The organism is Alterinioella sp. (genome assembly GCF_058343375.1).
Genome location: NZ_JBTUJH010000026.1, coordinates 1 through 9,750 on the forward strand (window position 1 = coordinate 1; position 9,750 = coordinate 9,750).

Here is a 9,750-nt window from a genome sequence, read left to right on the forward strand (position 1 = left end):
GACAAGGCCGACATGGACCGCGCGATATCATCGGCCAGGCCGATGACGCGGCTGGCCTTCAGGCCGGGGGCCGGTTCAAGTTCATACATGGTGACAACGGGGCCGGGGCGGACCGAGACAATCTCGCCCTTCACGCCGTAATCATCCAGCACGTTTTCCAGCATCCGCGCATTTTCCTCCAGCGCCTCATCGCTCAGGTGATGGCGGGTGATCGTCTCTGGATTCATCAGCAGAGACAGCGGCGGCAGTTCGTATGCGACCGCCGGCTTTTCTTCCAGCGGCAGCTTGGGCTGCGCTTCGGCGCGGGCGCTGCGCGATTGCGGCAGGCTGCGGCGCTGGACATGTTGGACGACCCGTTTGGGTTCAGCCACAGGGATGGCAGGCGCCGATTGCGCCACATGCTGTTGCGTGCGTTCCGAATAGGGCAGCGGGATGGTCTCAGCCGACGGGGCTTCGGGTTCAATCGCTGGCGTGTCGTCAATTTCGGGCGCGTCGTCTTGACCGGGTGCCGCGCGATAGGCCTGTTGCTCAACCTGACGCTGATGCGCGGCGGTCAGGGGCGGTTCCATTCGCAGGCCCGCGGTCAGGGGCGTTTCAATACGGGCCGACAGATGATTGGCGCGGCGCGCCTCAACGGCAGCCGATACCGGCGATGCGGCGTGACCCGGTTGTTCGACATCGGCCGGGCGGCGAACCCGGGACCGGATCACATCGGCAATCTTTTCGCGGATGCGGTCTTCGGTCGGAGCCTCCAGATCGCGCGGCGCGGTGGCGGCATGTTCCACCAATTCAGGTTCAGGTGCGGGTTCGCGGCGCAAAAGCGGCATCCGTTCCAGCAGGCTCATACGCGGGCGCGACTCGGGCGCGGCTGCTTGCTCAACCATATCGTCGTAATTAGGGTCTTCTTCGGCGGTGGCCTGTGCTGTGGCCCGGGCCTCCGTCTGCAACCGACGCCGCGCGCGCATGTCCATCGCGGCCTGGCCCGCACCACGGCCAACCTGACCGAACAGGGCACCGATGCCGCCAATGGTGGCCACGAGACCAAGCAGCATGAACCGGATGCTGGCCCGGATCTCGGGCTTGGTGAAGCCCAACACGAAAAGGCCAAGCCATAGAAGGGCCAGAAAACTGACCGCAGCCAGGATTTTCAGGCCGGACGCGGCGGCCATCGGCATGACATTCAGCAGCGCGCCCAGAATGGTATCGCCAAAAAGCCCGCCCAGGCCATAGCTTTGGCCCCAATTGGCGGGCGGCTGATGCGTTGCGGCATAGATCGCGGCCAGCGCCACGGCGATGGGCAGAAAAATGATGCGCGACAGGGACCGTTCGCTGCCGATATGGATGGCCAGGCGCAGCCCCCAGACCACCAGTGCAAAGGCCAGAAAATAGGCCCCCCAGCCAACGATCAGCATCAGAATTGCCGACATCGAAGCCCCGAACCGGCCCAACAGGTTTTCCGGCACCGCATCGGTCGCGGCCCACCAGCTTGGATCATCGGCCACATAGGATAGCAGCATCAACAGCAGAGCAATTCCAGCCAGAATCAGGATAATGCCCAACCCCTCGCGCCCGCGTTTTTCCAGTGCGGCCTGCATGTTGCTGTCCAGCAGCGGGTCTCTCTGTCTTGTCTGATACGCCATTATGCCGTCACCTCACCCTCAATACAGGCAGTCGCGCAGCTTGATCAGCCCCGCCGCCATATCGTTTTTTTCTGCCACCATCGCCACACGGATATGACCCGCGCCGGGGGTGGTTCCATTGATTTCGCGCGCCAGATAATGGCCGGGTAGAACCCGCACCCCGGTTTCGCGCCATAGTTTCATTGCCGCCGTTTCTGCATCATCGACCGGCAGCCACAGGAAAAACCCGGCCTCGGGCGGGTTGTAGCCCTGAAGGCCGGCAAAGACGCTATCGGCAATGGCGAATTTCTCCTGATAGAGCGCGCGATTGGCGACGACATGATCCTCATCGCTCCAGGCGCGGGCCGCAACCGCCTGCAACGGGCCCGGCAACGGGGCCCCGGCATAGGCGCGCAATTGTTTCAGCCGGGCCACGCTTTGCGGCCCACCAACAGCAATCCCCGACCGGAGCCCGGCAAGGTTCGACCGTTTCGAGAGCGAATTGAACAGCAGCACCCGTTCCGGGTCCGCGCCCAGTTGCTGTGCCATCTCAAGCGCGCCGGTGGGGGCCGTGTCGCGGTAGATCTCGGAATAACATTCATCCGCGAAGATCTGAAAATCATATCTCTCGGCCAGCCCGATCAGCTCGGCCCAATATTGCGCACTGGCCACCGCGCCCTGCGGGTTGGCGGGCGAACAGATATAGGCCAGCGCGACCCGGTTCAGCACGTCATCGGGCAGGCTGGCATAATCGGGCAGGTTGCCGGTGGCATCGGTCGCGGGCACAAAGACGGGCTCGGCCCCCACCGCAAGTGCCGCCACCGCGTAAACCTGATAGAACGGGTTCGGCACCAGCACGACGGGCTGCTTGCCATTCTTCATCTCAGGGCAGAGCGCGATGCAGGCGTTGAACAACCCCTCACGGGTGCCATTCAGCGGCAGGATCTGGGTGCCCGGGTCGATCGTCACGCCATAACGGCGCTGCACCCAACCGGCGATGGCACCCTGCAATTCGGGCGCGCCGTCATTGGGCGGGTATTTTCCGAAACCTGCGGCATTCTCGGCAATGATGCCCGGCACCCACTCGGGAAAGGCGTGTTGCGGCTCACCGATGGTCATGACAATCGGCTCGCCCCCCGGTGCATGGGAATCGAGCAAGCTCCGCAACCGCGGAAATGCGTATTCTGGCAGGTCCGAAAACCGCTGTGGAAATGCCATATCTGCCTCAAATCAGGGTCGTTTTTCGCCCTGTTATGAGACAGGTTACCGCTTGCGGCGGCCCGGGTCCAGAAAAACGCGCTTCGGTCCGGCAATTCATCCGGTCCCCTGTGGCCTTCAGGCCAAAGCGGCCTCTATCGCGGCCCCGATACGCAGCAGATGCGCCTCGGCCCCCGGAGCCCCAAGCGCCATAAGGCCGGTGGCCGGCACGCCGGTGGGCAATGTCAGGCCGCAGAGCCCCATCAGATTGCCGACCCGCGTATTGCGCAGCGCCAGCAGGTTTTCGGTGACGTAATAAGCGTCATCGGTCATCAACCGGGCGGCATTTGGCGGCAGGATCGGCGCGGTCGGCAACAACACGGCATCAAAGCCCGCCACCTGTTGCTGCCAGCTTTGCCGCAATGCATCCAACCGCTGCCACGCCGCCACATAATCGGGCGCGGAAAACCCGGCCCCGGCGCGAAACCGGTCAAGGATACGGTCGAACATCTTCTCGGGCGCGGCCTCGATCACGTCTTTCCAGGTTCCATAGGCTTCAGAGGTAAACAGGATGGCCGACAGATCCATCGCCTCTTCGATGCCCTGAACGGTGCCATGGCTGATCTGCGCCCCGGCTTGTGCCATCCGATCCAGCGCCGAAGCAAAACCCGCCGCCGGTGCGCTGCGCGCGTCGGCCGAATAGGTCTCCAACACCAAAAACCGCTTGCCGGACAGGGTCGCGCCGCGCAGATCGGCGGGCTTGCCGCCTTCCATCACCGCCAGCAGATGGGCGCAATCCTCGACCGTTCTTGCCAATGGCCCGACCGTATCAAACCGCGCGCAGAGCGGCACGACACCGTTCAGCGACAACCGCCCCGGGGTGGTTTTCAGCCCCACCAGATCATTGAATGCCGCCGGTATCCGAACCGAACCGCCGGTGTCAGAGCCGATGCCCGCAGGGGCCAAACCCCAGGCTATTGAAGTTGCAGCGCCTGAGGATGACCCGCCCGGCACCAGATCGGGATCATGGATATTGGGCGGCGTCGCGGTGACCGGGTTCAAACCGATGCCGGAAAAGGCCAGCTCGCTCATATGCGTCTTGCCCAGGCAGACCATTCCGGCGCGGGTGGCATTGGCCAGAACCGCGGCGTCGTCTTGCGGGATACGCCCTTTCAACAGCGCCGATCCCGCTGCCGTTTCAACCCCGGCGCTGTCGAACAGGTCTTTCCACGACAGCGGCACCCCATCCAGCAGGCCCCGCCGCGCGCCCTGTCTGGCGCGCATGGCGGCAGCCCCGGCTTCGGCGCGGGCCCGGTCCGGGGTGACGGCGCAATAGATCCGGTCACGATGCGGATGGGCGTCGATGGCCGCAAGATAGGCATCGGTCAGCTCAACGGCGTCGATATCGCCGCTGCCAATGGCGCGGCCCAGATCCGCCACGCCAAGGTTCTGCCAGTCATCGCGCATCATCCACCCTCCGCCATGTTGTCGCGGGCCACGCTATCGGGCCACCCGGCAATGGACAATCCCGATCAAGCGGCCATTATGCCGGGCATGGTGATGAATGCGGATATCCTGATTGTCGGCGGCGGGCTGAACGGCCCGTGCCTTGCGATTGCCATGGCCGGCGCGGGAATCAGCAGCGTGGTGATTGACGCCCTGCCCGCCGAAACGCGCGACTCCGACACATTTGACGGTCGATCCTATGCGCTGGCGCTGGCATCGGCCCGGTTGCTACGCGCGATTGGTTTGTGGGACGGGTTGGCCGAACAGGCGCAGCCAATGCTGGAGATCAAAGCCAGCGACGGGCGCGCCGGCGAAGGCCCTTCGCCCTTTTTCCTGCATTTCGATCATGCCGAGATCGAGGAAGGCCCGATGGGCTACATGCTGGAGGATCGGTTCCTGCGCCGTGCCTTGCTGGCCCGGATGCAGTCAGAGCCGCTGATTTCCCATATGCCGGGGGTTACCGTTGTCGATCAGTCCACCGATGGCACGGCCCGCGTGACCCTGGCCGATGGGCAGGTTCTGACCGGGCGACTTCTGGTCGGGGCCGATGGCCGCAGATCCGGCGTCTGCGCGCGGGCCGGGATCAAGCGGCAGATGTGGGATTACGGGCAGACCGCGCTGGTCTGTTCCATCGCCCATGAACGCCCGCATCACGGTATCGCGCATCAGTTTTTCATGCCCCCCGGCCCGCTGGCGATCCTGCCCCTGCCCGGCAATCGCTGTTCGATTGTCTGGAGCGAAACCCACGCCCGCGCCGCCGAAATCGCGGCGCTGGAGGAGGCCGAGTATCTGGACATTCTGCGGCCGCGTTTTGGTGATTTTCTGGGGGATATTTCGCTGGACGGGGCGCGGTTTTCCTATCCTTTGAACCTGACGATTGCCGAACGGTTCATGGATACGCGCCTGGCCCTTATCGGCGACGCCGCCCATGGCGTTCACCCGATTGCCGGTCAGGGTCTGAACCTGGGCCTGCGCGATGTCGGGGCGCTGGCCGAAGTGTTGACCGATGCCGCCCGGCGCGGCGAGGATTTTGCCACGACCCTGGTTCTGGAACGCTATCAACGCTGGCGCAGGTTTGATACCGCATCGCTTGCTGCCGCCACCGATATGGTCAACCGGCTCTTTTCAAACGACAATCCGGTATTGCGATTGGGCCGCGATCTGGGGATGGGCGCGATCAACGCCATGCCCGGTCTGCGCCGCAGTTTCATCCGGGAGGCCGCAGGCCTGACCGGTGACGTGCCGCGCCTGTTGCAGGGCCACCCGCTATAGCCCCGATCCGTCTGGGCCTCAGTCCAGTTCGCGGGCCTCTTCCTCCAGCATGATGGGGATGCCGCGCCGGATCGGAAAGGCCAGATTGGCGGCGTGGCTGATCAGTTCCTGACGCTCAGAATCATAGCGCAGCGGTGCCTGGGTGACAGGGCAGACAAGCGCCTCCAGCATCTTGCGGTCAATCTCGGCATCGCTCACTGCACCACCTCATCACTTGATCCGCCGCGACAGGCAAACTCCATCAGTGCCGCGATGGTTTTGCGTCGGTCGCTCAGGCCCGGAGCCTCCAGCAACGCCTGTTTTTCTTCAACCTCGAATGGGCACAGCATGGAGAGCGAATTGATCAACAACTCCTCATCCGCCTCTTTCAGGGATTCCCAGTCGGTGGAAAGACCAACCGACGTGAAATAGCGTGACAGAAGGTCGAGAAAGGTTTCGCGATCAAAATCCGGGTCATTGTTATCGCCACCCAGATCACGCGCGAATTCCTGCCAGCGGATATCGGCCCTGAGATAGGGGGTGAACCCGCCCACTTCGCGCAGGATGCGAAACCGTGAAATCCCGCTGAGGGTGATCATATAGCGCCCGTCCCCGGTCTCGGAAAACTGGGTCAGACGACCGGCGCAGCCAATATCGTGCAACCGGCTACCCATCGGCTGCACCAGGCCGATCAGCCGGTGCCGTGTCTTCAGCGTATCGTCCAGCATGGCCAGATAACGGGGCTCAAAGATATGCAGCGGCAGTTGAGCGCGCGGCAACAGCAATGCACCGGGCAGCGGGAACAGCGGGATCGAGTCGGGCAGATCAGCGGCGAACATCATGACCTACTATGTAGGGATCAGACCCATTCAGGCAAATATCATCGAACTGAGCTTGCGCCGCCCCTTCAGAACAATGGGATCATCGGGCTTCAGCGCATCGAAAACGGTGAAAAGCTGCGCCTTGGCCGCGCCGTCATTCCATTCACGATCGCGGCGAAAAAGATCCAGCAACTGATCAACCGCCGCCTCGACCTGGCCATCGGCATACAGCGCCAGCGCAAAATCATAACGGGCCTGATGATTGTCCGGGTCAGCCTCTACCGCGTCAGACAGGTCAGCCAGTGGCCCGGCATCGGCGGCCTGGCGGGCCAGTTCCAGCTGCGCGCGGGCAGCATCAATTTCGGCGGCGGTCCCGATCGCGTCGGGCACGGCGTCCAGCAGGCCTGCGGCATGGTCCAGTTCATCCATCGCCAGATGGGCCCGCACAAGACCGCCATAGGCGGCAGCGTTCTCGGGCTCTTCGCCCAAAACGGCGGCAAAGGTCTGCGCCGCATCAACGGCAGCCCCCTCCTCCAGCATTGCTTCGGCGGCTTCCACGGCCTCGCTCAGCCCGCCATCGCCCGCCAATGCGGCGGCGCGGTCGACAAAGGCCTTGATCTCGGATTGCGGCACCGCGCCCTGGAACATGTCCACCGGGCGGCCTTCGTGAAAGACAACGACCGTGGGGATGGATTGCAGCGGCAGGCCCTGCTGCACCAGGGCGGCCGCCAGACGCGGTTCGGCCTCGGTATCGACCTTGACCATGTGAACCTTGCCCTTGGCGGCAATCACCGCCGCCTCAAGCTGGGGCCCGAGCGTTCTGCAGGGGCCGCACCACGGGGCCCAGAAATCAACGATAACCGGGCCTTGCTGACTGGCCTCGATCACATCGGCCACAAAGCTCGCCTCGGTCGCGTCCTTGATCAGATCCGCACCGCCGGTTGCAGTATTCGGCGTTCCACCCAGTTCCAGCATGTCTTGCCCTCTTGAAATATGTCTCGCCCTATATGGGCCGGTGACGGGCGGGTGCCAAGGGGCTAGCGAAATTCGCACGAGCCGCAGATCGCCGCCGCGGTTTCCGAAACCTGCGCCTAGAGATCGAAACTGGCAAATACCGGTGCGTGATCAGAGGGTTTTTCCCAGCCCCGCACATCGCGCAGCACCCGGCTGGAATGACCCGCCGACGCGATATCGGACGTGGCCCAGACATGGTCCAGCCGCCGTCCCTTATTGGCCGCATCCCAATCGCGGGCCCGGTAGGACCACCAGCTGTAAAGCTGCCCTTCGGGAATGTCCTGACGGGTGATGTCCACCCATTTGCCGGCCTCCATCGCCGCGTGCAGATGCTCCACCTCAACGGGGGTGTGGCTGACGACCTTCAATAGCTGCTTATGCGACCACACGTCATCTTCGCGCGGGGCGATGTTGATATCCCCCACAAGGATGGATTTTCGCGGCGCGGTGTCGCGGGCCCAATCGCGCATATCGGTGAGGTAATCCAGTTTCTGCCCGAATTTCTCATTCACCTCACGATCGGCCACATCGCCGCCTGCAGGCACATAAAAATTGTGGATCGTGACACCGTTTTCCAGCCGCCCGGCAATATGGCGGGCATGGCCAAGCTGCGCGAAATCATGGCTCCCGACTTCTTCAATCGGCAGTTTCGACAAGATGGCGACGCCATTATAGCCCTTCTGCCCGCGCGCAACCATGTGGCTGTATCCGATACTGGCGAATATTTCGGCCGGAATCTTGTCGACCGGCGATTTGCATTCCTGCAAACACAGCACATCCGGCCCCTCGTCTCGGAGCAGCCGCACCACCAGATCGGCGCGCAGCCGGACCGAGTTGATGTTCCAGGTGGCAAGGGTAAAACTCATGGTCCGGGGTTTCCTTATTCTCTGTTGTCGCAGATTTACGGGCGCGCGGCGTTCACCGCAATTGCCTGCGACCCAAAACCATCGGCTGCCCCGGACAAAAAATGGCCCAGTCCAAATGACCGGGCCAGTCCAACAGGGAGATGGTGCTTACACCACAATCAAATCATGAAACGCAAACTCTGATTTGTCAAGATATAGTGGTTGTTTCACGACATCAGACGATATCCGCCGCTTTCTGTGACCAAAAGGCGTGCATTCGAGGGGTCGGGCTCGATCTTCTGACGCAGCCGGTAGATATGGGTTTCCAGCGTGTGCGTGGTCACGCCGGCATTATATCCCCAAACCTCGTGCAGCAGAACATCGCGGGCAACAACGCCGTCCTGCGCCCGGTAGAGAAACTTCAGGATATTGGTTTCCTTTTCCGTCAGGCGGATTTTCTTATTGTCGTCGGTTTCCAGCATCTTCATTGCCGGTTTGAACGTATAGGGCCCAAGCTGGAACACCGCGTCCTCGGATTGTTCATGCTGGCGCAGTTGGGCACGAATGCGCGCCAGAAGAACTGGGAACTTGAAGGGCTTGCTTACATAATCATTGGCACCTGCATCCAGGCCCAGAATGGTATCGGCGTCGCTGTCATGGCCGGTCAGCATCAGGATCGGGCATTTCACCCCCTGCTTGCGCATCAGGCGGCACAGCTCGCGGCCATCGGTGTCGGGCAGGCCGACATCCAGAATCACCAGATCGAACAGCCCGGCGCGGGCCTTGTCCATCGCGTCATGACCATCCACAGCCTCGAAGACATCGAAATCCTCGGTCATCACCAATTGTTCGCTCAGCGCCTCGCGCAGGTCGTCGTCGTCATCCACCAGCAGTATCTTTTTCAGGTTCGACATGGGCCCTCTCCGCTTTTCGCCTTTGCCAACACTTGTGAAACCTGCGCCCGTCCGACAAGCTTTGCTGCACTCAATTCACGCGCTCGTGTCGCCAGGCGGGCAAATGTTTCACTTTCCTTCGCAATCACCTACCTATTGGGGGACATTCCGGCGAAAATGACCGCATGAGCCTTGTTCCGACGATAACCGAATTGCAGGCCCGGGCGCGGGCCGACATGCGCATGGGCGTGCCGGTGCTGTTTCGCTTCGCCGACGGCGGGTTTCTGGTGATCCCCGCCGAGACCCTGACCGCGGCCCGGCTGGACGCGGTGCGCGGGTTCTGCGACGCGCCGGTTCTGGCGATCACCCCGCGGCGCGCCGCGACGCGGAAGGCGCCGGCCTATTCGGAACATGTCGCCCGCGGGGTGATCCCGCCCGGGGCCGGCGTCGTCTGGGGCCGGGCGGTCGCCGACCCGGCCGATGATCTGGCGTTTCCGATGAAAGGCCCGCTGCGGATGCTGCGCGGCGGCAACGAAGACCCCTGTCGCGCCGCGATCACCTTTGCCAAGGCCAGCCGGCTGCTGCCGGCGGCGCTGGTGGCGAA

At 62.9% G+C, this 9,750-nt stretch carries 9 protein-coding genes and 1 pseudogene; 2 read left to right on the forward strand and 8 right to left on the reverse strand.

Translation table 11 applies throughout. The features are described from left to right. The 3 genes from ACW8PS_RS04905 to ACW8PS_RS04915 form a co-directional block, all read right to left on the reverse strand. The coding region (locus ACW8PS_RS04905) for a DNA translocase FtsK 4TM domain-containing protein (RefSeq protein ID WP_491526181.1) at positions 1–1,640 on the reverse strand (1,640 nt) is incomplete at its 3' end. A gap of 18 nt (positions 1,641–1,658) precedes the next feature. Further along, positions 1,659–2,837 (reverse strand): aminotransferase class I/II-fold pyridoxal phosphate-dependent enzyme, encoded by a 1,179-nt coding sequence (locus ACW8PS_RS04910; RefSeq protein ID WP_491526182.1) that lies wholly within the window; start codon positions 2,835–2,837, stop codon positions 1,659–1,661. 117 nt (positions 2,838–2,954) lie between these two features. Then, on the reverse strand, positions 2,955–4,283 hold the full coding sequence (locus ACW8PS_RS04915) for an amidase (RefSeq protein WP_491526188.1): 1,329 nt from the start codon (positions 4,281–4,283) through the stop codon (positions 2,955–2,957). Positions 4,284–4,334: 51 nt separating this feature from the next. Between ACW8PS_RS04915 and ACW8PS_RS04920 the strand changes: the two genes are divergently transcribed. Further along, complete coding sequence (locus ACW8PS_RS04920; protein WP_491526183.1) at positions 4,335–5,594, forward strand: FAD-dependent monooxygenase; 1,260 nt, start codon at positions 4,335–4,337, stop codon at positions 5,592–5,594. Positions 5,595–5,612: 18 nt separating this feature from the next. Here ACW8PS_RS04920 and ACW8PS_RS04925 read toward each other — a convergent pair whose 3' ends face one another. From ACW8PS_RS04925 to ACW8PS_RS04945, 5 genes are all read right to left on the reverse strand, one after another. Next, the gene (locus ACW8PS_RS04925) at positions 5,613–5,765 is read right to left on the reverse strand and encodes a Trm112 family protein (RefSeq protein ID WP_491526189.1); all 153 of its coding nucleotides are present in this window, start codon (positions 5,763–5,765) and stop codon (positions 5,613–5,615) included. A gap of 23 nt (positions 5,766–5,788) precedes the next feature. Next, positions 5,789–6,415, reverse strand: coding sequence for an LON peptidase substrate-binding domain-containing protein (locus tag ACW8PS_RS04930; protein ID WP_491526184.1), 627 nt, complete (start codon positions 6,413–6,415; stop codon positions 5,789–5,791). A 27-nt stretch (positions 6,416–6,442) separates the two neighbouring features. Further along, the gene (locus tag ACW8PS_RS04935) at positions 6,443–7,369 is read right to left on the reverse strand and encodes a tetratricopeptide repeat protein (protein WP_491526185.1); all 927 of its coding nucleotides are present in this window, start codon (positions 7,367–7,369) and stop codon (positions 6,443–6,445) included. A gap of 116 nt (positions 7,370–7,485) precedes the next feature. Beyond that, positions 7,486–8,274, reverse strand: coding sequence for an exodeoxyribonuclease III (locus ACW8PS_RS04940; RefSeq protein WP_491526186.1), 789 nt, complete (start codon positions 8,272–8,274; stop codon positions 7,486–7,488). A 206-nt stretch (positions 8,275–8,480) separates the two neighbouring features. Further along, positions 8,481–9,167, reverse strand: a complete 687-nt coding sequence (locus ACW8PS_RS04945) for a response regulator transcription factor (RefSeq protein WP_491526187.1) — start codon at positions 9,165–9,167, stop codon at positions 8,481–8,483. 164 nt (positions 9,168–9,331) lie between these two features. Between ACW8PS_RS04945 and ACW8PS_RS04950 the strand changes: the two are divergent. Beyond that, a pseudogene (locus tag ACW8PS_RS04950) lies at positions 9,332–9,750 on the forward strand (GTP cyclohydrolase II); the annotation flags it as partial.